General features: G+C 37.5%; 24 protein-coding genes. 8 read left to right on the top strand and 16 right to left on the bottom strand.

Annotated features, from left to right (window positions below):
• Window positions 1-215 precede the first annotated feature (215 nt).
• The 5 genes from accA to dnaE all read right to left on the bottom strand — a co-directional run bounded on the left by accA (window position 216) and on the right by dnaE (window position 7,733).
• Window positions 216-1,193: an acetyl-CoA carboxylase carboxyl transferase subunit alpha gene (gene accA, locus V7122_RS19230; protein ID WP_335528336.1), complete on the bottom strand. Its 978-nt coding sequence runs from the start codon at window positions 1,191-1,193 to the stop codon at window positions 216-218.
• A complete protein-coding gene (accD, locus tag V7122_RS19225; RefSeq protein ID WP_335343864.1) occupies window positions 1,187-2,056 on the bottom strand; it encodes an acetyl-CoA carboxylase, carboxyltransferase subunit beta in 870 nt (289 codons plus the stop codon). Before accD ends, accA begins: the two co-directional genes overlap by 7 nt.
• A 150-nt stretch (window positions 2,057-2,206) precedes the next feature.
• A complete protein-coding gene (locus tag V7122_RS19220) occupies window positions 2,207-2,770 on the bottom strand; it encodes a FadR/GntR family transcriptional regulator (protein WP_438823972.1) in 564 nt (187 codons plus the stop codon).
• Window positions 2,771-2,839: 69 nt separating this feature from the next.
• The gene (locus V7122_RS19215; protein WP_335343866.1) at window positions 2,840-4,078 is read right to left on the bottom strand and encodes an NAD(P)-dependent malic enzyme; all 1,239 of its coding nucleotides are present in this window, start codon (window positions 4,076-4,078) and stop codon (window positions 2,840-2,842) included.
• A gap of 292 nt (window positions 4,079-4,370) precedes the next feature.
• The gene (dnaE, locus tag V7122_RS19210) at window positions 4,371-7,733 is read right to left on the bottom strand and encodes a DNA polymerase III subunit alpha (protein WP_335528332.1); all 3,363 of its coding nucleotides are present in this window, start codon (window positions 7,731-7,733) and stop codon (window positions 4,371-4,373) included.
• Between the two features lie 220 nt (window positions 7,734-7,953).
• Between dnaE and V7122_RS19205 the strand changes: the two genes are divergently transcribed.
• A complete protein-coding gene (locus V7122_RS19205; protein WP_335353776.1) occupies window positions 7,954-8,289 on the top strand; it encodes a YtrH family sporulation protein in 336 nt (111 codons plus the stop codon).
• Complete coding sequence (ytrI, locus tag V7122_RS19200; RefSeq protein WP_335528327.1) at window positions 8,286-8,786, top strand: sporulation membrane protein YtrI; 501 nt, start codon at window positions 8,286-8,288, stop codon at window positions 8,784-8,786. The genes V7122_RS19205 and ytrI overlap by 4 nt, the downstream gene beginning before the upstream one ends.
• An 87-nt stretch (window positions 8,787-8,873) precedes the next feature.
• Here ytrI and V7122_RS19195 read toward each other — a convergent pair whose 3' ends face one another.
• Entirely contained in the window at window positions 8,874-9,809 is a 936-nt protein-coding gene (locus V7122_RS19195) for a DHH family phosphoesterase (protein WP_335528324.1), read from the bottom strand.
• A gap of 133 nt (window positions 9,810-9,942) precedes the next feature.
• Here V7122_RS19195 and V7122_RS19190 point away from each other — a divergent pair, with 133 nt between their 5' ends.
• Window positions 9,943-10,236, top strand: a complete 294-nt coding sequence (locus tag V7122_RS19190) for a YtpI family protein (protein WP_335528321.1) — start codon at window positions 9,943-9,945, stop codon at window positions 10,234-10,236.
• A gap of 77 nt (window positions 10,237-10,313) precedes the next feature.
• On the opposite strand, the gene V7122_RS19185 is transcribed toward V7122_RS19190, so the two are convergent.
• The 3 genes from V7122_RS19185 to V7122_RS19175 all read right to left on the bottom strand — a co-directional run bounded on the left by V7122_RS19185 (window position 10,314) and on the right by V7122_RS19175 (window position 12,808).
• Entirely contained in the window at window positions 10,314-11,630 is a 1,317-nt protein-coding gene (locus tag V7122_RS19185) for a CBS domain-containing protein (RefSeq protein WP_335346922.1), read from the bottom strand.
• Window positions 11,631-11,728: 98 nt separating this feature from the next.
• A complete protein-coding gene (locus V7122_RS19180) occupies window positions 11,729-11,971 on the bottom strand; it encodes a hypothetical protein (protein ID WP_335528319.1) in 243 nt (80 codons plus the stop codon).
• Between the two features lie 156 nt (window positions 11,972-12,127).
• Window positions 12,128-12,808: a metal-dependent hydrolase gene (locus tag V7122_RS19175; RefSeq protein WP_335484308.1), complete on the bottom strand. Its 681-nt coding sequence runs from the start codon at window positions 12,806-12,808 to the stop codon at window positions 12,128-12,130.
• Between the two features lie 170 nt (window positions 12,809-12,978).
• Between V7122_RS19175 and V7122_RS19170 the strand changes: the two genes are divergently transcribed.
• The gene (locus tag V7122_RS19170) at window positions 12,979-14,076 is read left to right on the top strand and encodes a M24 family metallopeptidase (protein ID WP_335528316.1); all 1,098 of its coding nucleotides are present in this window, start codon (window positions 12,979-12,981) and stop codon (window positions 14,074-14,076) included.
• A gap of 348 nt (window positions 14,077-14,424) precedes the next feature.
• On the opposite strand, the gene V7122_RS19165 is transcribed toward V7122_RS19170, so the two are convergent.
• Both V7122_RS19165 and V7122_RS19160 read right to left on the bottom strand, forming a co-directional pair.
• Window positions 14,425-15,339, bottom strand: coding sequence for a nuclease-related domain-containing protein (locus tag V7122_RS19165; RefSeq protein WP_335528312.1), 915 nt, complete (start codon window positions 15,337-15,339; stop codon window positions 14,425-14,427).
• 205 nt (window positions 15,340-15,544) lie between these two features.
• Window positions 15,545-15,709, bottom strand: a complete 165-nt coding sequence (locus tag V7122_RS19160) for a hypothetical protein (protein ID WP_335353945.1) — start codon at window positions 15,707-15,709, stop codon at window positions 15,545-15,547.
• 112 nt (window positions 15,710-15,821) lie between these two features.
• On the opposite strand from V7122_RS19160, the gene V7122_RS19155 reads away from it, so the two are divergent.
• From V7122_RS19155 to V7122_RS19145, 3 genes are all read left to right on the top strand, one after another.
• A complete protein-coding gene (locus V7122_RS19155) occupies window positions 15,822-16,274 on the top strand; it encodes a universal stress protein (protein ID WP_335528308.1) in 453 nt (150 codons plus the stop codon).
• 146 nt (window positions 16,275-16,420) lie between these two features.
• Complete coding sequence (locus V7122_RS19150; protein WP_335528305.1) at window positions 16,421-17,032, top strand: DedA family protein; 612 nt, start codon at window positions 16,421-16,423, stop codon at window positions 17,030-17,032.
• A gap of 255 nt (window positions 17,033-17,287) precedes the next feature.
• A complete protein-coding gene (locus V7122_RS19145; protein ID WP_335528303.1) occupies window positions 17,288-17,554 on the top strand; it encodes a YciI family protein in 267 nt (88 codons plus the stop codon).
• A gap of 41 nt (window positions 17,555-17,595) precedes the next feature.
• Here the strand turns inward: V7122_RS19145 and argH are convergent, their stop codons facing one another.
• The 3 genes from argH to pbp4b all read right to left on the bottom strand — a co-directional run bounded on the left by argH (window position 17,596) and on the right by pbp4b (window position 21,647).
• Entirely contained in the window at window positions 17,596-18,975 is a 1,380-nt protein-coding gene (argH, locus tag V7122_RS19140) for an argininosuccinate lyase (protein WP_335528300.1), read from the bottom strand.
• Complete coding sequence (locus tag V7122_RS19135) at window positions 18,972-20,180, bottom strand: argininosuccinate synthase (protein ID WP_335353941.1); 1,209 nt, start codon at window positions 20,178-20,180, stop codon at window positions 18,972-18,974. Before V7122_RS19135 ends, argH begins: the two co-directional genes overlap by 4 nt.
• 189 nt (window positions 20,181-20,369) lie before the next feature.
• Window positions 20,370-21,647 carry a penicillin binding protein PBP4B gene (gene pbp4b, locus V7122_RS19130; protein ID WP_335528342.1) on the bottom strand — a complete coding sequence of 426 codons (1,278 nt, stop codon included), beginning with the start codon at window positions 21,645-21,647 and terminating at the stop codon, window positions 20,370-20,372.
• Between the two features lie 397 nt (window positions 21,648-22,044).
• Here pbp4b and V7122_RS19125 point away from each other — a divergent pair, with 397 nt between their 5' ends.
• Window positions 22,045-22,359, top strand: a complete 315-nt coding sequence (locus tag V7122_RS19125; RefSeq protein WP_335353940.1) for a hypothetical protein — start codon at window positions 22,045-22,047, stop codon at window positions 22,357-22,359.
• 55 nt (window positions 22,360-22,414) lie between these two features.
• Here V7122_RS19125 and V7122_RS19120 read toward each other — a convergent pair whose 3' ends face one another.
• Window positions 22,415-22,927, bottom strand: coding sequence for a MogA/MoaB family molybdenum cofactor biosynthesis protein (locus tag V7122_RS19120; RefSeq protein ID WP_335353939.1), 513 nt, complete (start codon window positions 22,925-22,927; stop codon window positions 22,415-22,417).
• Window positions 22,924-23,766 carry an EcsC family protein gene (locus V7122_RS19115; protein ID WP_335346482.1) on the bottom strand — a complete coding sequence of 281 codons (843 nt, stop codon included), beginning with the start codon at window positions 23,764-23,766 and terminating at the stop codon, window positions 22,924-22,926. The genes V7122_RS19120 and V7122_RS19115 overlap by 4 nt, the downstream gene beginning before the upstream one ends.
• Window positions 23,767-23,777 lie beyond the last annotated feature (11 nt).

Raw genomic sequence — 23,777 nt, 5'->3', positions numbered from 1 at the left:
ATTGTCGACACTAGTACGTCCTGTACGTTGGGGGTAGGCGCTCCTCCTAAAAACTAACGCTTTTACTCGTGCGATGATAATGCTGCCGAAGCGTTCCTTGTGGAGCTGGACAGTTCTCAAACTCGAGAAAAGTTATACTTTCTATTGAAATAGCTAACAGATTGTAGAATTTCAATACTGACCAAAAAAAAAGAACATGCTGTAATAGCACGTCCCTATTTTACCCCGATAAATTCCTTTAAATTAGAAAACTCACCAATGGATTTATACTTATCATACCGGTGAATAGTTAATTGGTCTTCTTTAAATCCTTTTAGTTCTTTCAGAGATTTATGCAGGACTTCATCTATGAAATGTGCCTGCTGCTTTATATCTTTATGTGCCCCACCTTTAACCTCAGAAATAATTTCATCAACGATTCCTAACTCTTTAAGATCTGGGGCTGTAATTCTCATGCTCTCAGCTGCTCTTTTCGCTTGAGTGGCATCCTTCCATAATATAGCAGCAGCACCTTCAGGCGAAATAACCGAGTACGTTGAATTCTCAAGCATATGAATATGATTTCCAACACCCAGTGCTAATGCGCCTCCGCTTCCGCCTTCTCCGATAACGATGCAAACGACAGGCACCTTTAAACTAGCCATTTCAAATAAATTTCGGGCAATTGCTTCACTCTGCCCTCGTTCTTCGGCTGCTTTACCAGGATAAGCACCTTTTGTATCAATGAAACAAATAATCGGGCGTCTAAACTTTTCTGCCTGTTTCATTAGCCTAAGGGCTTTTCGGTAACCCTCTGGGTGAGGCATGCCGAAGTTTCTGCGGATGTTTTCTTTCGTATCCTTGCCTCTTTGATGACCAATTACAGTAACAGGAAGTCCTTTATATTTGGCAATCCCGCCAACAATCGCCTCATCATCTGCAAATGTTCTATCTCCATGACATTCAAAGAAATCAGTGAAAAGAAGTGAAATATAATCCAAAGTCGTTGGACGGCCTGGGTGTCTTGCGATTTGCACTCGATCCCAAGGTTTCATGTTTTCATAAATCTCTTTTTCTAATTTTCCTAACCTTGCTTCTAATTTTTCAATTTCTGCAGATAAATCCACATCTGCATTTTTAGTAAATTCCTTTAGCTCCGATATTTTATTCCTAAGCTCAATAACCGGTTTCTCAAATTCAAGGACTCCTACCATTCAAGGTCACCTCCTTGTTCATGTATAGATAGAATAGTCGCAATTTGCCCTTTCAAATCTAACCTCGAAATGACTGCATCCAATTGTCCGTGTTTTAATAAAAATTCTGATGTTTGGAAGTCTTCAGGCAGTTCCTCCCTGATCGTCTGCTCAATGATTCTTCTACCTGCAAAGCCAATTAACGCCCCTGGTTCTGCTAGATTATAATCACCAAGAGAGGCAAAGCTAGCTGACACGCCCCCAGTAGTTGGGTGTGTCATAATAGAAATAATTAAACCGCCATTATCACTGAATCTTTTTAAAGCCACACTAGTTTTTGCCATCTGCATTAAGCTTAGTACACCCTCTTGCATCCTGGCTCCGCCTGAAGCTGTGAAGATAATGAAAGGTACTGACAATTCATCTGCTTTTTCAATTGCTAGTGTTATTTTTTCTCCAACTACCGATCCCATACTGCCCATTCGAAACGTTGAATCCATAACGGCAATAACAATCTGATGTCCGTTAACTGTTCCAATGCCAGTGACAACCGCTTCGTTTATACCGGACTTTTTCCTGTCCTTTTCAAGTTTTTCAATATAATCAGGGAAATTCAATGGGTTTTCAGAAATCATTCCCGCATTCATTTCTTCAAAGCTGCCTTCATCAAGAAAGCTATCTACCCGCTCACCTGAATCCATAGAATGATGGTATTGGCAATGCATGCAAACCTTTAAATTCTTCATTAATTCTTTCGTATACATGATCTTTTTGCAGTTTGGACACTTTGTCATAATTCCTTCGGGAACATCCTGCTTGGCTGCTTCCGAAGGAATTGTAGCGTATTTCTTCTTTTTTGGTTTTGTAAAAATCTCCTTAAGCAAGGTGAAACCTCCCGTTCTATATATAACAGCGTTTCTTTTCGTAACAGAAGTGGTCAGACCACTTAGAACAAAAATAAATGAGTGAAGGAAAACTTGTCTATCTTTACCACTATAGAATAAAAGAGCTACAAAATTTGCAAAAAACTGTCGTTAATCATTCGACAATTTTCTAAGCTCCTTATAGGCTTTCCTAACCTCAGATTCTTTTCTTGTTAATAGTTTATTGATTACATTCATATATTCTTGCTTGTCTGCGTCCATTTTAAATATTTTCAAGGAATTATAATAGTCTTTTAATATTGTCCATAATCGCAGAAGCAAATGATTATCTGCAAGCTCCGCCATTTTCAGGAAAAAATCTTCATCTGTGAATGATGAAGTTTCCGCCCATTTTTTTATGTCTTGCAATAGCTTATCTGGTGATTTGATAAGAACAAGTAACAAGCAGTCCATTTCAATCAGAGACTTTGTCTCAGCAATGTCTGCTTTCGCCTTTTCATCTTGAAGAATAAAGGTACTGATCAGTTGAACAAGCTGATGTCCTTTAAAGTCGCGAATAAAGGTTCCTTCTCCTCTTCTAGTTTCAATTAACCCTAGAAGTTCAAGTGCTCTTAGCGCTTCACGAACGGAAGAGCGCCCAACTATTAGGCGCTCACACAATTCTCGTTCAGAAGGTAATTTATCGCCAGCTTTTAGACCCTCTTGTTCGATCATCAGTCTAAGCTGTTTGACAATTTCAACATATATCTTTGAACCTTGTTGACTTGGATCCACGTTAAAGACTCACTCACTTTTCCCAATAACTGCGAGTTTTCGTGTTTTCTCTTTGACAGCTTCCGGGTCAACTTTAATTCGAGCTACCCCTGTCTCCATCGCTGCTTTTGCCACTGCGGCAGCAACTTCTGGTGCGACCCTAGAGTCAAAAGGACCTGGAATCACGTAGTCTGCGTTCAGTTCATCTTCATGAATAAGATTTGCTATGGCTTCTACTGCCGCAATCTTCATCTTTTCATTAATATGTGTCGCCCTTACATCTAAAGCACCGCGGAAAATACCCGGGAATGCAAGAACATTGTTTACCTGATTAGGGAAATCGGATCTTCCTGTTCCAATGACAGCTGCACCTGCTGCCTTTGCTTCATCAGGCATGATTTCCGGAGTAGGATTCGCCATTGCAAAGATAATCGGATCTTGGTTCATTGAACTAACCATATCTGCTGTCAAAGAGCCAGCGGCAGAAACTCCAATGAAAACGTCTGCACCTTTAATGACATCTGCAAGACTTCCTTGAACCTTATCGCGATTCGTATATTTCGCGACATTCGTTTTTATATCATTCATACCATTCGGACGGCCTTCGTAAATCGCACCCTTAGTATCGCACATAATGATATCTCTAACCCCATATGTGTAAAGAAGTTTAATGATGGCGATCCCAGCAGCGCCAGCTCCATTTGCAACAACCCGAATTTCATTCATTTTCTTCCCTGTAATCTTCAATGCATTTACAAGGCCAGCAACCGTTACAATGGCGGTTCCATGCTGATCATCATGGAAAACAGGGATATTTGCTTCCTTTTTTAATCTTTCTTCAATCACAAAGCAATTAGGGGCAGCAATGTCCTCTAAATTAACGCCTCCAAAAGTAGGCTCTAGTAATTTAACCGTTTCAACAATTTTATCAATATCCGTTGTATTTAAACAAATAGGAAATGCATCTACACCAGCAAAGCTTTTGAATAAGACAGCTTTTCCTTCCATGACAGGCAGTGCAGCTTCGGGGCCAATGTTTCCAAGCCCAAGTACAGCTGTCCCATCTGACACGACCGCTACCATATTGCCTTTCATTGTATATTCGTATACAGATTCAGGCTTATCATAAATCTCCTTACAAGGCTCTGCGACTCCAGGTGAGTATGCGAGACTTAAATCTCGTGCATCTCTCACTGGCACCTTAGACTTAGATTCAAGTTTTCCTTGGTTAACTCTATGCATATGAAGAGCTTCTTCACGTAAAGTCATGCTTATTCCACTCCTTTGAATTGCTTATAAATTCGGTAGCATATACGTTATGTAAAAACAAATAAAACTTGGCGTCTGCAAGTTCTATTGCAGATGCCTTCGTTTTCTTTATGCGATATTCTAAGCAGTAAGCTAATTAATTTCTAAATTATCTTTTCTTTTATAGATATTATCTTTCTATCGATCGTTTGTAGAATTCTTTAAGTCTCGTGGTGGTCAGACCATTTTCTCTTTTAACAAATATACCATATTTGTTGATGATGTAAAGTAATAACATGAGACAGGAATAATACTATTTTTTTAGAATTACATGTTGTTCCCCAAGGATTTCCTTTAATTTTATAATAAATTCTTCAGAAGGATTAACTAAATCTTCCTCTCCTAAACGAATCCTTTTTTGTGTGCTTTCATAATATAAAATAATTTGAACTTTTCCTTCATTTTCATTAAATAATTTTTTGAGGTAATGAAGAATATCCGGATTTTCATTTTCTTTTGTAATCTTTAAATATAGTACAGGATCCTTTTTCTCTTCCTTTTCAATAGCCGCATTGACTTCTTCACATCTTTGAACAATAAATTGACGCTTTCCATCCTTTTCTTCCAGCTTCCCCTCAATTAAAAGAATATTGCCTTGCTTTAGCAATACGGAGAATTTAGTATATGTATCAGGAAAAACAACCGCTTCCAATTCATCTGTTTGGTCACTGATCGTTAAAAAAGCCATGGCAAGACCTTTTTTTGTTCTTATATTTTTTATATTTGTCAAGTAAACTACTGCACGGACTCGGTTTGTACTAGGATGCAAATAATATAGTTGTGTGGCGTTCAACATTGGCACATACATCTCGTATGAAGCAACAGGATGGTCTGATAAATAAACCCCAAGTACCTCCTTTTCAAAAGCCAGTTTATCCTCTGAACGTATCGAATCTACTTGTGTATACTTTGGTTTTGGAAAAAAATCACCTTCTGAAAAGAAATCAATTTGTTCATCTTCGATCTTCAGTAAATTTGCATGTTCAACTGCGGGGTCAAGACTTGCAAGCAGTATAGCCCGGTCTTGACCAAATTCATCAAAGCTTCCTGAATGCACTAGCGCCTCCAGCACCTTTCGATTGATCGCTTTCGCCGTCACTCGGATAGAGAAATCAAATAAATCATCAAACCGTTTATTCTTTCTCGAACGAAAAATTTCCTTAAGAACAGATGCACCTATTCCTTTAATTGCAGCCAAGCTATATCTAATTGCAGCTTTTTCAACTAAGAATGAGTATCCGCTGTTATTTATGGAAGGAGGAAGAATCTTAAGATTCATTTGCTTGAGCTCCCTCACATATTGAGAAATCTTTTCTTCATTTCCAATAACAGATGTGAGCAATGCCGCCATAAAATGAAGGGGAAAATGTGCCTTTAAATAGGCAAGCTGATAAGAGATAAAGCTATAGGCAACTGCATGGCTGCGGTTAAAGCCATAGTTGGCAAAGCGAACGATTAAATCATATATATCATTGGCCGTTTTCTCATTGTAGCCTTTCTTTAACGCTCCATTTACAAAATGGGTTCTTTCCCTGTCAAGAATTTCCTTTTGTTTTTTACTGACGGCTCTCCTAAGCAAGTCAGCCTCTCCAAGTGTGAACCCCGCCAATTTGGCTGCAATTTGCATAATTTGTTCCTGATAAACAATCACCCCATATGTATTCTCAAGAATGGGGATTAAATCGGTGTGGGGGTAAGTAACCTTTTGTTTACCATGCTTACGATCAATAAAAAGTGGAATATTCTCCATTGGACCTGGTCTGTACAAAGCATTTACGGCAACGATATCTTCAAAACTGGAAGGACGGAGCTTTTTTAATACCTTTCTCATTCCTTCAGATTCCAGCTGGAAAATTCCAGTTGTCTCCCCTCTGCTTAATAATTCAAAGGTGCTATGATCATGGAGAGGAATCGCTTTAATATTTATACTCTTACCGGTCTTTTTTTGAATTGACTTTAAAATATTTTCAATTAGGGATAAATTTCTTAACCCTAGGAAGTCCATTTTTAATAAGCCGATTTCTTCTAAATGCTCCATTGAATACTGTGTCAAATAAACCCCAGCATGCCCATTTTGAATTGGAATAACATTTACTAATGGCTTTTCACTAATAACGACCCCTGCCGCATGAGTAGACGTATGCCTTGGAAGGCCCTCTATTTTAAGCGCAGTTTCGAACAGCCTGCGATTTAAGCTCGATTCACTTGCAAACCTCCTTAAAGACTCTGATTCTTTATAGGCATCCTCTAAGGTAATCCCTAATTTAGAAGGTATTCTTTTCGATAAGCTGTCTAATTCTTTCGGATTTAATCCGAATGCTCGCCCTACATCCCGTAATGCCGCTTTTGCTGCTAAGGTACCAAATGTAATAATTTGAGCCACATGAAGCTCACCGTATTTCTGTGAAACATAATGGATTACATCGTCTCTGCGATGATCGGGAAAATCAATATCAATATCCGGCATCGATACACGCTCAGGGTTAAGGAAACGTTCAAAAAGCAGCTTATGCTCAATCGGATCAGCATCCGTTATATATAAAACATAAGCTACAATAGATCCAGCAGCCGATCCCCGGCCTGGTCCTGTTAATATCCCATTCTCCCTTGAAAACTTCATAAAATCCCAAACAATTAAGAAATAGTCGCTAAACCTCATTCTTTTTATGATCTGAAGTTCATAGGCTAACCTTTGTTTATGCTCTTCTGTTACGTTTGAATATCTTTCTTTAAGCCCTTTCAGGCACGTAGCCTCCAGGAGTTCATCAGCAGAGCCATTATTTTCTACTGGATACTTTGGGAGGTGCTGCTGATTGAGTTCGATCATTACATTACATTGGTCGGCAATTTTCAATGTGTTTTCCAGGGCATCTGGATATTCTGATAACAACTCAGCCATTTCTTCTGCAGTTTTTAAATAGTACTCATCGCTTTTTAGATGCACCCTCGTTTCATCCTGAAGCTTTTCCCCATTCTTAATGGCCATGAGGCACTCTTGTGCAAATGCATCCTCTTTTGAAAGATAATAAACTTGGTTTGTTGCTGCTAGTTCAATGCCTGTTTCCTTTGACAAACGGACTAAACTTGGATGTATTTTTGTTTCCTCAGCAAGCTGATGATTCTGGAAAGACAAATAAAAATCTCCCCTGCCAAACAAATCTTTATATATACTAGCTGTTTCCACTGCCTTTTCATATTCATCATTTGCTAAATAATGTTCAATTTCTCCCTCCATGCCAGGACTAATACCTATAAGACCATCTGAATAAGCCTTTAGCCATTTGGCTGGAATCCCTTCAGGAGATTTTGTTTGAACAACACTTGTTATTTTTAATAGATTTTGAAAGCCAATCTGATTTTTTGCCAGGAGCACAATGGGATAGGCTAACGAGGGCTGTATCTCACTAACAGCATCAACCGTTAACCCCAAAATCGGTTTAATAGATTGTTTTAAGCATTCTTTATAAAAAGCTACTGCCCCGTACATAACATTGCGGTCAGTCAAGGCTATTGCTGAAAAGCCCTTTTGTCTTGCGTCTTTGACGAGCTGCTCAACGGCTGCCGTACTAGTCAATAAACTATACGCACTATAAACTTGAAGGTGAATAAATGCCAATTTGTTCACACCCTTAATTCTTCTCTTCTTAATATTATAGGACGGTTCATGGAAAAAGGAAAATACGTTCTCTTTTTAATAAGATCTAAACAAAAATTTGTAGAAGAGGATTAATCATATTTCAGAAGGTTTGTCCATAGAATGGTAGAAATCGTTTTGATATTAGGCGGAAATAAGAAAAGCGGAAGCGTTTTTATCTCCGCGGTAAGGAAGGATGATCATGAAAATCCAGCCCTATTTCGCTACATTATTTGATAGTTATTTTATTGCTCTTGGGGTAGTCATCGGAGGTTCGATTATTGGAAGCGTTGCTGCGTTTCTTACGGGAAAGCCGCCTTTAACAGAAGCATATCGAATATCTAATATTATTAGAATTTGGGCAATTATTGCAGCAATCGGAGGAACATTTGATACGCTTTATAGCTTTGAAAAAGGTGTTTTAGATGGTCAAACAAAAGACTTATTTAAACAATTCTTATTAATTCTATCTGCCTTTGGAGGAGCTCAAACGGGTGCTATACTAATTAACTGGCTAACTCAGGAGCATATATCATGAGGATGCCGCCGTATTTTTCTAGACCAGTCTGGCAACGCTTCTTTGCTGGAATGGCAATAGGCGGTATAATCAGCTGGTTTATTTTTCTATATATATTTGGCGAATGGAATGAAAAATACAGCAAGGAAATACAAAAGCAGAGGGAAGACATTGCTGATCTTGAGAATGATATTAAAATCTGGCAGGAGGACTACAAAGAACTAAATAAATTAAATAGTCAAAAGCTTATCGTTCAAGAAATTAAAGTAAAAATCCAAAACAGCGATAAATATAAACTAGATTCATTTAGTGTTTTTGAAATTGAAGATGAAATAAAAGAAGATATTAAAATGATGAAGGCAAAGGATATTGAAACTATTAATAAAAGTAGTGATTTAATCGAAAAAATTATTGAGAATAAGGTTTTTAAAGTGAATGAAAAGCGTTATCGTGTTGAAATTAGAAAAATGGTAATCTATACAACCTTATCAATTAAAGTAGATATTAAATTGGATTAATAAAGTAATTACTGTAAATAACCATATCAAGAGTCAGGCCCTGCTGCAAAAAATTAGGGGCCCGACTCTTTTATTTCGATCAGCCTTCTAGCCCATACAAGCTTCTTCTAAGTCCTTAATGACGAGATCCTTATCGTCCCATGAATAGATGGATGCTCCCGCGGCAAGTGGATGTCCGCCGCCATTGTATTTTCTGGCAATTTCATTAATGATTGGACCTTTAGAACGAAGACGAACTCTAATCTGATCCTCCTCCTCGATAAAGAACACCCATGCCTTAATTCCTTTAATGTGACCAAGGGCTCCTACTAGAAGGGAAGCCTCTGATGCCTTTACTTGAAATTCTTCTAGTAATTCTTTTTTTAGAACCATTGATACAGCGCCATGTTTTTTCACTTCAAAGTTTTGCAGGACAAATCCATTTAACTTCACAACGTTTGGCGATAGTTCATACATTTTATCAAACAGCTTTGGCCGTGAGAAATTATAGTGAATAAGTTCACCAGCATAGGCAAAGGTTTTATCAGATGTGCTTGGGAAAAGAAACCGTCCTGTATCTCCTACAATTCCCGCGAATATTAATCTAGCTGCTTCATCCGACATTTTTAAGCCCTTATCCTTGCCAAAAAGATAAAATTCATAAATCATTTCACTGACAGAGCTAGCATCTGTATCAATCCACATCATGTCCCCATATGGGTCAACATTTGGATGATGATCAATTTTTATTAATTTATCCCCTAAATGGTACCTGTAATCACAAATCCGTTCGGCATTCGCTGTATCACAAACAATGACTAAGGCCCCTTCATATGCATCATTTGGGATTTTATCCAGTCTGCGCAAATAGTAAAGCGTTTCTTCTTCCTTTCCAACGGTATAAATTGTCTTTTCAGGAAAAGAGGCTTTAAGAATCTCAGCTAGACCTCCCTGAGATCCATATGCGTCTGGATCTGGACGAACATGCCTATGGATAATGATGGTTTCATAATCTTTTATGATGTTTAATATTTTCTCTTTCATGGTCTTCTCCTTTATGATCAAATAAATTTTTATTTTACTCCATATGAAAAGAAAAAAGAGCATGCTATGGCATTTTTTTAGATAAAAAGTTAAAATAGCCTCAGAGTAATGAAAAATGGAGGTTAAGTTAATCATGCCAGTATTAGTTATTTTAATTACAATCGCACTTTCATTTTATCTATATTACAAAGTAAAATTTGTTCGCTGCAAGAAACCAGCTGAAAAAAAGTGGATTTCTTCTAAATCAAGTATGGCTTTAGGTGTTTTTATCGGATTATATGGCTTAAACCAGTTTTTTTTAAATGGAAATACAGCTACTTATATTATCGGTGGAATCTTTTTTCTAGTAGGGGCCTTTACTATTTTCGCCGGCCTTAAAGCCTATAAATATTATTTACCGATTGCCGCAAATGAAGCAAAAGAATAATAATTTTTTAAAGCCGCTCCTTTATGGAACGGCTTTTATCTTTGTCTAGCTTTAGTGCCAAAGTACTTCCGCTTTTCTTATCTCTCAATCAATTGACACATCATCATAGCCTTGCCAACGAGAACACCTTCATTGTAGACCTCTACATCAACTTTCCCGAATTTCCGTCCTACTTCTAGTACACGTGGATAAACCTCTAGCATACTCTCAATTTGTACGGGTTTAAGGAAATAAATGGTCATATTCTCGACAACTAAGTCACCTTTTTTATAATTTCGCAGCACTCGATTGGCGGCTTCTGAAACGATTGTTGTAAATACTCCATAAGAAATGGTACCAAGATGATTGGTCATCTGTGGCGTAACCTCACAGCGGTACACATCTTCCCCTTTTGTCTTCCCCCTCATTAGCACAAGTTGATTGGTCACAATATCATCAATCGTTTCACCGACTTGGGGCTGACGCTGAATCATTTGCAGTGCCTTTAACACATCCTGTCTGGTTATGATTCCTTCAAGCCTATTCGAATCATCGACAACCGGGAGGACCTCAATTCCTTCCCAAACCATCATGTGCGAAGAGGAAGCAACACTTGTTTGTTTCCCGACAGTCATTGGATTCTTGGTCATTAGCTTATCAATTTGTGTATCGGGATCATGCCCCATAATATCCTTAGATGTAACCATACCAATTACCTTTAAATTTTTATCGACTACCGGGAACCGTCCATGATTTGTTTCTTTATTAAATTGAAGCCAATCTGAAACTTTATCAGTTGGTTTGACGTATACCGTTTTTTCAAGAGGAGTTAATATATCCTCTACAAGGACAATCTCCTTTTTAATCAGCTGATCATAAATAGCCCGGTTGATCATCGTTGCTACAGTAAATGTATCATAGCTGCTTGAAATAATAGGCATCTGCAATTGATCAGCGAGTTTTTTTACACTTTCCTCTGTATCGAAACCGCCAGTAATAAGTACAGCTGCACCTGCCTTAAGTGCAGATTCATGTATTTGCGTTCGATTTCCGACAATGAGCAAGCTGCCTGCGTCAGTGTACCGCATCACGGCCTCTAGTTTCATGGCCCCGATTACAAATTTACTCAATGTTTTATGCAAACCATCTCTTCCGCCTAAAACCTGGCCATCAACAATATTAACAACCTCGGCAAAAGTTAGCTTTTCAATATTTTCTTTCTTCTTCCGCTCTATCCGAATCGTACCAACCCGTTCAATCGTACTGACATAACCTTTGTTCTCTGCATCCTTAATAGCCCGGTAAGCTGTCCCTTCGCTGACGCTCAGTGCCTTGGCGATTTGTCTAACTGATATTTTCTCTCCGACAGGCAATTCATCGATATATTGCAAAATTTGTTCATGTTTTGTAGCCAAGACGTTCACCCTTTTTCAATAATTCCTATATCTTCATTATAAGGTTAAAAACGCCTTTATTTCAATTCGATGTGATGAACGTCCTAAATATTTTAATATTAGCGATTAATAGCTCTTGATCTCTTTCTTTCTTGGACTTGTATGCTAGTACTTGGTACAGATTTCTTAGGTGAGTATAGCAATGAAGTTAAATTTCCAGCAATGACAATAAGTGCGAAGGCTAGCCAGCTAATGGCAAATATTCCTTCCAAACCTTCGCCGAAAATGTTAAGTCTTGGAACTGCAAAATAAAGAAAAAAGCCACAAACAAGCAAACATAATAAATATCGATTTTTTTTCATTCCTTTTTCCTCCTAATGATGCTTCTTCATTTATATGTATGCGGACATGCTTGGAAAATGTATGGATTTCTTTTGCTTTGAAGGGGGATATAATGAAATACATCAAGAAAAACTACGAAAAAAAACAGCGCAGCTTAAATCAGCTGCACTGCAATTTTATAATTGAATAGAATCTCCCACCTGAAGTACTTGAACAACACCTGGTTCAAGCATTTCTGCAAATTTTTGTGGATCCTGTCTGATTGGCGGGAACGTATTATAATGTATCGGTACTACTTTCTTAGCACTCAACAAGCCCGCCGCATAGGCTGCGTCCTCTGGCCCCATTGTAAAATTATCTCCAATTGGTAAAAATGCAAGATCAATCGGATGCCGGTCACCGATTAATTTCATATCGGAGAATAGACCTGTATCGCCTGCGTGATAAATCGTTTTATTTTCAATAGTGATCAGCACTCCCGCTGGCATGCCTAAATAAATGATTTCATTGTTTTCTGTCTCTAGTCCAGTTCCGTGAAAAGCAGGTGTCAATTTTACCTTTCCAAAATCAAACTGATAAGCACCACCTATACTCATTGCGTGAGTATTCACACCTTGCCAGCTTAAATAGGTTGCAAGCTCAAAATTGGCAATAACGAGAGCATTATGCCTTTTAGCCAATTCAACGGTATCTCCCAGGTGGTCCCCATGTCCATGGGTCACAACAATAACATCAGGTTTAACTTCATCCACCTTTAAATCTGTTAATTCGTTTCCAGTAATAAACGGATCTATTAAAATTGTTTTCCCTTGTGACTCTATTTTCACAACAGAATGACCATGAAATGATACTTTCATTTCTCTTCCCCTTTCTACTTTTACGCTATGTAATTGATTCAACGGAAGTTTTGGTTTTCCTGCTTTCTATACACTACCCTATTTTACACTTTTCTAAAAGTTTACTTTTCTCCATTTAGTTGCTAATCTTTTAATATTAGCGAAGAGCTTTAATTACAAGGAGGGTAATGATGAATAGCAGATTACAGAAATTATCCAGCTGGATGAAAGAAAATAATGTACAAGTTTGCTTTGTGACGTCACCTGAAAATGTTTTTTATTTTAGTGGTTTCTTAAGTGATCCTCATGAACGCCTTCTAGGCTTAGCCGTTTTTCAAGAAGAAGAGCCTTTTCTCGTTTGCCCTGCATTGGATAAAACGGATGCAAAAAATGCAGGCTGGAACAATGAGATTATTTCTTACAGTGATATCGAAAATCCATGGGAAATGATACATAAATCAATCTTCGGCCGTTTGAAATCCGTTGATCACATCGCGATAGAAAAAGAACATATGAATGTTGAACGCTTTGAAATTCTTACTCAATTGTTTAATGGGGCAAGATTTATTTCGGCGGAGGAAAAGTTAAGAAAGCTTCGGATGGTAAAGGATAAAAAAGAGCTAAGCATTATCCGCGAAGCTTGTGCATTGGCAGATTATGCTGTTGAAGTAGGATGTGCTGAAATAAAAGAAGGGAAATCAGAATTAGAGATCATTGCAGCTGTTGAATTTGCCTTGAAGAAAAAAGGCGTTACAGAAATGTCGTTCTCTACGATGGTTCTTACTGGAATAAATGCAGCATCTCCTCATGGAACACCAGGATTGACGAAAATTAAAAATGGAGATTTCGTTCTTTTCGATCTAGGGGTAGTTGTGGATGGCTATTGTTCAGACATTACTAGAACAGTTGCCTACGGAGATATTAATGATAAGCAAAGAGAGATTTATGATACAGTTTTAAAGGCACAGCTGGCCGCAGTTGAAGCAAGTAAGCCCGGTGTTTCATGCTCCGAAGTTGATTTAACAGCAAGAAAGATTATTGCTGATGCTGGCTACGGCGAATATTTTCCTCATCGATTAGGCCATGGACTTGGGATTAGCGTGCATGAATATCCTTCCTTAACTGAGACAAATCCGCTCCTGCTAGAAGAAGGAATGGTTTATACAATTGAGCCTGGCATCTATGTTCCTGATGTTGCCGGGGTTAGAATTGAAGATGATATTTATGTAACAGCTAACGGCGTTGAAATTTTAACGAAATTTCCGAAAGAACTGCAGATTATTAAATAGTTACTTTAAAATTTGGCCTCGGTTACCGTTGGTTGGAAATTTTTGTTTGAGCGGGCACCATTGACAGTGATTGGTGACCGCTTTTGGCTTTTTCCTATCGTCACAGGCACCATCAGAGGACATTGGTTACCATTGAGTAGAAATATTTGATTGAGCGGGCACCATTGACAGTGATTGGTGACCGCTTTCGGCTTTTTCCTATCGTCACAGGCACCATTGGAGGACATTAGTTACCATTGGGTGGAAATATTTGATTGAGCGGGCACCATTGGAAGTGGTTGGTGACCGCTTTTGGCTTTTTTCGTTATGTTAGGACATCAAATAAGAATGTAGTACTTCTATTCACACTTAATAATCTATATAATGTGAAGATTTACCATACCCGATTAGATTAAAGTTTCTTTTTAATATTCTTCGAATGGTTTTCCTAGAGTCAATCACTTTACACCACTCCCAGATATCCTCTGTAGTAATCTTTCTTAATGGGAACAAGAGTCTATACTCTTCCACACTGCGTATAATTGCACTTTGAAAATCTTCCTGAAATCCACACTCATTGCATGCGATTTTGTCCTTACTCACTTCCGAAATAAAAGTATAACATGTCTGACATGTTATCCCTTTTATAAGTTGTTCATATGAGTATTCTGGTAGGTTCATATATGGTGAATTTTTTATATGGAGAGAAGTTATTTTTTCTGCAAGTACGAAGTATTTTTCTTTCTGTACGGCAATCCTCGTTTTAAATTGATTAAGAAATCGATTAAGTTGCGAAGAGAAAATAATAGGCAGATTTAGCGGGGCCTGATATAGTACAAAATCAGGGTTTATAAAAATGATATAGGCTTTTATTTGTAGATTATATCCTATGTCCTTAAGCAATCGCCTCATCAATGACTCACTACGGTTTAATTGGAAAAATGGATTTGATATCTCCTTTTTATTCGAAACTCTAAACCACTTTTCACTGTCAATATAATAATCACCTTCATAATTCTTTATATTAATAATATGAATTGTTCCGTCATAGATTAATAATGAATCGATTTGAAAAATACTATTGCTTTGTTCCAATAACAAATCATTGAGGATTATACAATCATCAGAAATACCTTCCAACAACTTATCAAACTTTTTCTCTCCATCGTAGCCTTTTTCCATAGTTAAAAAGTTATTTACCTCCTTCTCATTTAAATTCATCCTTGCATGCAAATGCCTCATAATTCTTAATTCTTCTGGTTCACATCGTGGCTTAAAAAACATATAATACACTTCCTTATCCTTTTATTTCGAAGGTTTGGAAAAGGGGAGATATTGAATAAGTGATATTTCTGCAAATCAGGACAAAATTCCTCTTTTAAATTATGAATGATTTGTTCTACATGCGAATGAAAAAGCAGCTAAAAAAATGGAACCATTTTTCTAGCTGCATACATTTTGAGATTATGTCATAAAGTTTTTTCCACTGTCAGACTTCTCCTTCAGCGGCCTCATTATCAGTTAAATTAAAAGTTGCATCCGACTGTTCAATGACACCACTATTATAGGCATCCATAATTTGCTCGCTTACCTCATTTTGTCCTTCTTCATTAAAGAAATAATTTGCTTGTGCTTTTGGATCACGCTTCTCCATTCTTCTAACAACTCCTTATTAAAGTTTTTAATGAACTGTCTTATTGTTCGATTTTTTGTTACAGATATACACATTTTGGTTCTGTATAATAAAGGAAAAGGAGGAGATATTTATGGGGATGAAATATAAAAATATATTAGTAGCTGTAGACGGTTCAACAGAAGCAGAATGGGCATTTAAAAAAGCAATTGAAGTTGCTAAAAGAAATGACGCCCAAATTACTTTAGCCCACATCATCGATACACGTACTTTCGCCACAGTCGAAGCATACGATCGCACAATTTCCGAAAGAGCTGATATGTTCGCTAGAGAGTTAATGGAAAAATATAAGAGTGAAGCAATGGAATCGGGAGTTGTAAAGGTAGAGTATGTAATAGATTACGGTTCTCCAAAAGTCATCATTCCAAAGGATATGGCGAAAAAGCAAAATGTCGATCTCATTATTTGCGGGGCAACAGGAATGAATGCCATGGAAAGATTCCTAATCGGCAGTGTTTCTGAAAACATTGTTCGCTATGCAAAGTGTGACGTTCTTGTAGTACGGACTAGTAAGGATGAAGAATAAATATGAAGCCAAATGATGCATGGGCATAATTCCCCAGCATCATTTTTTTACTTTGTAACTCAAGAAATTCTCCATATTTAGTTTAATAATTTTCAAGAACTAACAAATACTTATAAGAAACTTTTAAAAATAGGCGGGACGTTTATTTGATTAATCATGTCAATCATCTTATTGAGCATTATGGCTATCTGGGAATTATTCTGGCATTAATCGGGGGCATTATCGGGCTGCCAATTCCTGATGAGGTGCTGCTTACATATGTAGGATTCAATGTTTTTCAAGGAAAACTTGCTTATATTCCCTCACTTCTAAGTGCTTTTACCGGCGCAATTGGGGGGATTTCTTTAAGCTACTTTTTAGGAATTAAGCTTGGTCTGCCTTTTTTACAAAAATACGGTCCTAAATTTCATATCAATGAGGATAAGATAAGCAAGGCAAAAAAGTTGTATAATCAATTTGGTCCATTCCTTCTTTTTATTGGTTTCTTTATCCCAGGAGTCCGCCATATTACTGCTTATCTAGCGGGTATTAATTGCTATTCTTATAAAAAATTTGCAACATTTGCCTATTCGGGAGCCATTTTCTGGGGTTTTACGTTTATTACTGCTGGAAAAGTTCTTGGACAAAATTGGCATCAGGTAGAACATTATCTTACGAAATTCAGCATGATGATTATTCCCTTAATTTTGCTTTTAATAGGTGCTTACGCTTATTACTACTGGAGAAAAAAAATAAAAAACAAAAAGGTTTACAATTAAATATATTACACTATTTGCCCCAGCGGATTTTACTAAATTACACGAAGAAGATTTGATTTCAAATTGTTAAATTCCACTTACTAAATACCGTAATTTTCCAACAAACAAATCACACACCCTCACAATCTATTTATATAAAGTTTGATTTTAACTGATAAAATTGCTCCATTTTACCATAAAATCCATATTTTTCTCTGATTACATGTTAATATAAATCTAACTATTCTAACTTATCAAAAAATGGAGGGTGTTAAGATGAACTATTTTATTGCTTTAATGAAAACCACTGACCCCGCAAAGGACGAAGCCATCCGTAAAGAGCATATTGATTATCTTAATGATTTAATTGAGAAGGGAAAAATTATTGCTAAGGGCCCGTTTACAGACCATACAGGAGGTTTAATTATTTTCCGTGCGGAATCTTTGGAGGAGGCTCAGCAGCTCGCTGACAATGATCCAGCAGCGATTGAAAAGACACGTGAATTTATTTTAAAAGAGTGGAAAAGCAACCTAAGTGTATAAAAAAAAGGAGTGCGGACTTGAGCCGGCACTCCTTTTTCAGTTTATTTTTTAACTATTAATTCTTTCGCTTTTTCAATTGCAATCATGATTTGTTTAAAGCCTGTTCCGCCAGCACTATTACGCCTCTTCACAGCTGTTACAGGATCTAATACTTCATAAATATCATTTTCAAATAATGGATGTGCTTCTACAAATTCTTCTAATGATAAATCGGCAAGAAAACAGCCTTTATTCACACATGTTAACACTAGCTTTCCTACAATTTCATGAGCTTCCCTGAAAGGAATCCCTTTGCTTGATAAATAATCAGCTAGCTCCGTTGCATTTGAAAAATCAGTTTTCGTTGCCTTCTCCATTTGATTCGTATTGACTGTCATCGTACGGATCATGCCAGCAAAAATTTTAAGGGAGCCTGTTACTGTTTTAACCGTATCAAACATGCCTTCCTTGTCCTCTTGCATATCCTTATTGTAAGCAAGCGGGAGTCCTTTTAACACTGTTAATAGCCCCATTAAATTACCGTAAACCCGTCCTGTTTTACCGCGGATTAACTCAGCCATATCTGGATTTTTCTTTTGCGGCATAATACTGCTTCCAGTTGCAAAGCTATCATCAAGCTCAATAAACTTGAATTCTTGGCTGGACCAAAGAATAAATTCCTCGCTTAATCTAGATAAGTGCATCATAAAAATCGAGCTGCCAGATAAAAACTCTAGAATGAAATCACGGTCACTTACAGCATCAAGGCTATTCTCGTAAATTCCTTCAAATCCCAGCAATTCTGCACTTAGATGACGATCAATTGGGAAGGTTGTTCCCGCAAGCGCTCCAGCACCAAGCGGGGACAAGTTAATTCTTTTGACACTTTCCGTGAAACGTTCTTTATCACGCTCAAGCATCCAGAAATAAGCCATTAAATGGTGAGCAAATGAGATTGGCTGGGCACGCTGAAGATGTGTATAGCCTGGCATGACCGTTTCAACATTTGCTTCTGCTTGCTCTAATAATGCTTGCTGCATTTCCTCAATTAACTCAATTATCACTTGAACCTGATTGCGTAAATATAAGTGCATGTCGGTAGCAACCTGATCATTACGGCTGCGTGCAGTATGAAGTTTTCCCCCAACAGGACCTACAAGCTCTGTTAAATAGCTTTCTATATTTAAATGGATATCTTCTAGCTTCACTGAATAAGCTAATTCATCGCTTGCTGCTTTTTCCTTTAATTGCTCAAGGCCACTTTTAATCTTGGCTGCTTCTTCTTCAGAAATGATTCCGCATTTGGCAAGCATGGTGACATGAGCGATGCTGCCCTCAATATCTTCCATAACTAGTTCCTGGTCAAAGGAAATCGATGCGCCAAATTCGTCTACCCATTCCTCAGCTGATTTTGTGAAACGTCCGCCCCATAGTTTTTTCACACGTTCACCTTCTTGTTTTGCTGAACAATGCTTTGAACCTTTGTTGGTAATCCCCAAAGCTTAATAAAACCAACTGCTGCATTATGATCAAATTCATCATCAGATGTATAAGTAGCAAGCTTTTCATCGTATAAAGAATATGGAGATTTTCTTCCTTCAACAATTGCATGTCCTTTAAATAACTTTACACGAACTGTACCAGTTACAAACTTTTGAGTTTCTTCTAAGAAAGCTGCTAATGCTTTTCTTAATGGTGAGAACCATAAGCCTTCATAGATAAGCTCTGCGATTTTCTTTTCGATATTTGGTTTAAAATGAGCTACTTCTTTAACAAGTGTTAAATCTTCGAGCTCTTTATGTGCTTTAATTAATGTCATTGCGCCTGGGCACTCATACACTTCACGAGATTTAATTCCTACTAAACGGTTTTCAACGTGGTCGATACGGCCAACACCGTGTTTACCAGCAAGGGAGTTTAACTCTAAAATAAGCTCAGCCAATGGATATTGTTTTCCGTTCAAGCTAACAGGAACCCCCTGTTCAAAGCCGACTTCTACAATATCTGGTGTATCAGGTGCATTTTCAAGACTAGAAGTTAATTCATAAGCTTCTTCAGGCGGTGCTGCCCAAGGATCTTCTAAAATTCCGCACTCATTGCTTCTTCCCCATAAGTTTTGGTCGATTGAGAATGGAGAATCTAGATTAATAGGAATTGGAATATTCTTTTGCTTTGCATACTCAATCTCTTCCTCACGAGACCATTTCCACTCACGAACTGGCGCTAATACTTCTAATTCTGGATTTAATGCATGAATAGCTACCTCGAAACGAACTTGGTCATTTCCTTTACCAGTACATCCGTGAGCTACAGCTACTGCTCCCTCTTTTTCAGCCACTTCTACTAGCTTCTTCGCGATAAGTGGACGAGAAAGTGCAGATACTAGCGGATAAACACCTTCATATAATGCATGAGCTTGAAGAGCCATTAATGCATATTCATTCGCAAACTCTTCTTTAGCATCAATTACATATGATTCTACAGCACCAACTGTTAAAGCTTTTTCCTGGATGAAGGCTAAATCCTTGCCTTCACCAACATCTAAACAGCAAGCAACAACTGCATATCCTTGCTCCTCTAACCACTTGATTGCTACTGAAGTATCTAATCCGCCTGAATAGGCAAGAACAACTTTTGGATTTGACATGTTGTAATTCCTCCTAATATTTATCGAATATTTATTCATGTTTTGTAATGTTTATTCATTCATAATGTATTATATTATCATAATTTCGATCAAAATCAATATTTTTTTTTCAAAAAATGTATAAAAATAAATTTATGTTTTTAAACAAAATAAGAAGAAGCAGAATCTGGGGAATTCTGCTTCTTCGGTCTATTTATTCATTGCTTCATAAACAGCTGTAACAATACTTCCATATTGACTTATATCAAATGTGTCTCCATAAAATCTGTTTGAATCGACCATTGGATCAATAACTGGAGAATGCTTTTTATTTGTTAATAACGCAATAGCTAAATTATTTTCTCTGTCAATCACTGTTATCGTCCCAGTCCACCCAGTATGACCAATTACTTGATGATTAGCATACTCGCTGAACATCCATTTCATGCTATCATTCGAATTTATTCTCCACCCTAAACCATATGTAGGATTCATCTCAGATGGTTGAACAAATAGATCAATCGTTTCTTTATCAAAAAGCTTTACTTTCCCATACCCACCATCATTCAGCATGACTTGGAGCAATACAGCTAGATCTCCGGTTGTGGAAAATAAGCCTGCGTGCCCAGAAACACCGCCCATAGAATAGAAAGCCTTCTCATCGTGGACTTCACCTTGTAATGTATAAGTTCTTATATTAGGAAACGAAATGACGCCATCACGTGTATTTCCCATTAACTCAGTGGCAGCAAAATCCTTTTCATTAAAACCTTTACTAAGGGGGTTGAACATTGTTGATTTTAGCCCTAAAGGTTTATAAATATGCGTTTCAACGTATTGGTCTAATGGCAATCCTGTTACTTTTTCGATGATAAATCCAAGAAGCATATAATCTATATCACTATAGACCACAGTGGTGCCTGGCACATTTTGTAGAGGAGTTTTTAAGATCATTTCCAAGGTTGTCGAACGATCCTGGGAGTATAATTCCCCCGCTCTTACTGGATTATGGTAATGAACACTTGATGGAAAACCGGCCGTATGATGGAGGAGATCGATAATCCGAAGATGATCTTTTCCTTTAATTTTATCTGATGGGTGATCTTTGAAGGATGGGAAGTAGTGCTGAATAGTCTCGTTTAAATCGATTTTCCCTTCACTAACTAAATGCTGCAGCGCATAGTTGACAGAATACATTTTTGTATTGGAAGCCAAATCAAACATCGTATCCACTTTCATTTTTTGAGGATGCTTTAATAGGTCGTGTCCTTCATATTTTTTCGCATAGCCATAGGCTGTATTTTTAACTATTTTTCCGTCTTTAACGACTACTAGTGCAGCTCCTGGGAATCCGTTATTTATCTCCTGTTCAATTAACTGATCCACTTGTCGCAGTTTTTGAGATGAAAATCCCGCCTCCTCTGGCTTCCCAGCTTTCTTTAAGGTTGGATACTTAACTTTCTCCTCCTTAGTAGGATTGCTGAGCATATTTTGATTGGATAAGGCTATTTCTGCTTGACTTGTTACAGTGGCGTGGCCAATTGAGCTCCATGGCATTATGATGCCTAAAGCCAAAATAATGATAATGAATCTGTTCAAATAGTTTTTCATTCTATTCCTCCTCGATTGCAGAATATTCTAAAACTATTTTAATCTTATCCAGCATAAATGGGCTTGTAAATGCCTTAGTTAATAAATAGGTCATTTTCCCCTCAATTGAACTCTTATAAGAGCTTAGCAGGAATTCAACGTAGTTCTTTCGTTACTGTTAAGGTATTCCCATTTAAAGGTTAACTTATTAAAATGCTGCAAAAGGGAATAATCCGTGGAACGCAAGAACTGAATATAGTAGAATGTAAGCATTACAGACTTGGAGGATTAATAAATGGTGGAGTATTTTTCACACAATGAACGGCTTGGTATCTCCATTCCTTCCTTCGATCAGGAATGGGACCTTTACTCAGATAAGATAAAGCAGCATATTTTATATCGATGGGAGATTACCAGGGGAAGAATTCCTGATCGAATCGCTGAACTTGAGGAATTAATTAATATAAAGCAGGCACAGCTTAATGATGAGGAAAATTTCATTAAATCTTGTGAGCTGAACAGCGAGATTTCTGAGCTCGCCTCCATCATTAACGATCTGTGGCTTTGGTATAGGACTCATCAGGATATTTCTGAAAAAGCTCATTTATAAATAAAAAGAAGAAATCCATATAATGTTAATCAAGTGGATTTCTTCTTTCTTTATTTTACAAATCCTTTTTTAATTCCCTAACCACATGCCCAATCTCAGGTAAAATCAGTTTATTCATCGCTAAGCGCACTGCACCTGAAGAGCCTGGTGTTGAAAATACAGCCTTATTTTTCACAACACCAGCAACGGCTCTCGAAAGAATGGCAGCAGATCCAATATCTTCTTGATAGCTAAGCATTCTAAATAGTTCACCAAAGCCGATAATTTCTTTATCGAATAATTCCTTGACGGTTTCAATCGTTATGTCACGGAGGGCGATGCCAGTTCCTCCATTCGTAAGCACGACATCAATTTCTGGATCTTCGCAACCCTTTAGAACCTCCGTCCGAAGCTCAACTGCATCATCTATCACGATTACATAGTCCTTTACAATATGGCCTTCCTCTTGTAATCGTTCAATCATTAGCTTCCCGCTTTTATCGGTTACTTTATCACGAGTATCACTAACAGTGATCACTTTACAGGTGACCTGCTTTGGTGCTTCCATCTTATGTTCCATTGTACTCAAGAGGCGTCTTCCCCTTTCTTATACAAGTATCGATATTGATAATATTTGTGAGCAAACTCGGTTACTTTTCGTGTAAGCTGATAATTTATCCCAGCACCAATAGCCATACTAATTAACGGAATTCCTTGGATAAATTTATTTCGAAACATGTATATCGCTACACCTTTTAATAACTGTTTCACAGGCTGTTCCATCCAGGAGACATCTGCAATTTCCTCTTTCCCCTCATAGAAATAAAAATCCTGTTCATTTTGCAATTCACTAATTAATTCTTCCCAAGCCCTCATTTGCATGCGCGAAGGAAGGGTGGCAGCATGAAAAACTTTAAGAGAACTCATCATTTCATAAGGGGTATTTACCTCTATTCCATATGTCATCGCAATGAGCTGAACAACTCTTAAATTGATGACAGCCATTGCGGGAATATCTGCACCAAGCATAAGTGAACTTCCTGTTCCAGCTAAGCCTCCCTGTGCAAAGGAATAAAGCCGGTGACGGGCAATTTGCTGCTCGGCTATGTATTGAAGCTGATCAATCGTTAATAATTGTAGGTCTACTACGCTTTCGATTTGTACATTAAATACTCTGCCTGCCTGTAGGATCCTTTCTTTAGCATCTAGTTGAAGCTGTGATCCTTGTATTAAGGCGTGAAGATGAAACATCCAATTATCCAATGCACTAAAAACTTGCTGCTGAATATTTTCCGGAAGTAAATGAAAGGATTTCTCCATGTATTTTTCATAAGTTAATTCAAAATCATTTGATTCGTAGCTGTAAAGTTTGTTTTCCCACTCTTGAATTTCGGACCAGACCTTTTGTTCCCGTTCGGTCAAAGCCATGCTGTCTTCCT

The organism is Bacillus sp. JJ1532 (genome assembly GCF_036965085.1).
Classification (GTDB): Bacteria; Bacillota; Bacilli; order Bacillales; family Cytobacillaceae; genus Cytobacillus.
This window is presented reverse-complemented; position numbering and strand designations above follow the sequence as displayed.

Excerpts from the sequence above, each read along its gene's own strand:
- V7122_RS19125 (WP_335353940.1), top strand. The coding sequence starts at position 22,045 with ATGGTGGAGTATTTTTCACACAATGAACGGCTTGGTATCTCCATTCCT.
- V7122_RS19165 (WP_335528312.1), bottom strand. The coding sequence starts at position 15,339 with ATGTTTTTTAAGCCACGATGTGAACCAGAAGAATTAAGAATTATGAGG.
- V7122_RS19115 (WP_335346482.1), bottom strand. The coding sequence starts at position 23,766 with ATGGCTTTGACCGAACGGGAACAAAAGGTCTGGTCCGAAATTCAAGAG.
- V7122_RS19215 (WP_335343866.1), bottom strand. The coding sequence starts at position 4,078 with ATGACTTTACGTGAAGAAGCTCTTCATATGCATAGAGTTAACCAAGGA.
- V7122_RS19190 (WP_335528321.1), top strand. The coding sequence starts at position 9,943 with ATGCCAGTATTAGTTATTTTAATTACAATCGCACTTTCATTTTATCTA.
- pbp4b (WP_335528342.1), bottom strand. The coding sequence starts at position 21,647 with ATGCTCAGCAATCCTACTAAGGAGGAGAAAGTTAAGTATCCAACCTTA.
- V7122_RS19160 (WP_335353945.1), bottom strand. The coding sequence starts at position 15,709 with ATGGAGAAGCGTGATCCAAAAGCACAAGCAAATTATTTCTTTAATGAA.
- V7122_RS19175 (WP_335484308.1), bottom strand. The coding sequence starts at position 12,808 with ATGAAAGTATCATTTCATGGTCATTCTGTTGTGAAAATAGAGTCACAA.
- ytrI (WP_335528327.1), top strand. The coding sequence starts at position 8,286 with ATGAGGATGCCGCCGTATTTTTCTAGACCAGTCTGGCAACGCTTCTTT.
- V7122_RS19170 (WP_335528316.1), top strand. The coding sequence starts at position 12,979 with ATGAATAGCAGATTACAGAAATTATCCAGCTGGATGAAAGAAAATAAT.
- V7122_RS19205 (WP_335353776.1), top strand. The coding sequence starts at position 7,954 with ATGAAAATCCAGCCCTATTTCGCTACATTATTTGATAGTTATTTTATT.
- V7122_RS19135 (WP_335353941.1), bottom strand. The coding sequence starts at position 20,180 with ATGTCAAATCCAAAAGTTGTTCTTGCCTATTCAGGCGGATTAGATACT.
- V7122_RS19220 (WP_438823972.1), bottom strand. The coding sequence starts at position 2,770 with ATGATCGAACAAGAGGGTCTAAAAGCTGGCGATAAATTACCTTCTGAA.
- V7122_RS19180 (WP_335528319.1), bottom strand. The coding sequence starts at position 11,971 with ATGAAAAAAAATCGATATTTATTATGTTTGCTTGTTTGTGGCTTTTTT.
- V7122_RS19155 (WP_335528308.1), top strand. The coding sequence starts at position 15,822 with ATGGGGATGAAATATAAAAATATATTAGTAGCTGTAGACGGTTCAACA.
- accA (WP_335528336.1), bottom strand. The coding sequence starts at position 1,193 with ATGGTAGGAGTCCTTGAATTTGAGAAACCGGTTATTGAGCTTAGGAAT.
- V7122_RS19145 (WP_335528303.1), top strand. The coding sequence starts at position 17,288 with ATGAACTATTTTATTGCTTTAATGAAAACCACTGACCCCGCAAAGGAC.
- V7122_RS19195 (WP_335528324.1), bottom strand. The coding sequence starts at position 9,809 with ATGAAAGAGAAAATATTAAACATCATAAAAGATTATGAAACCATCATT.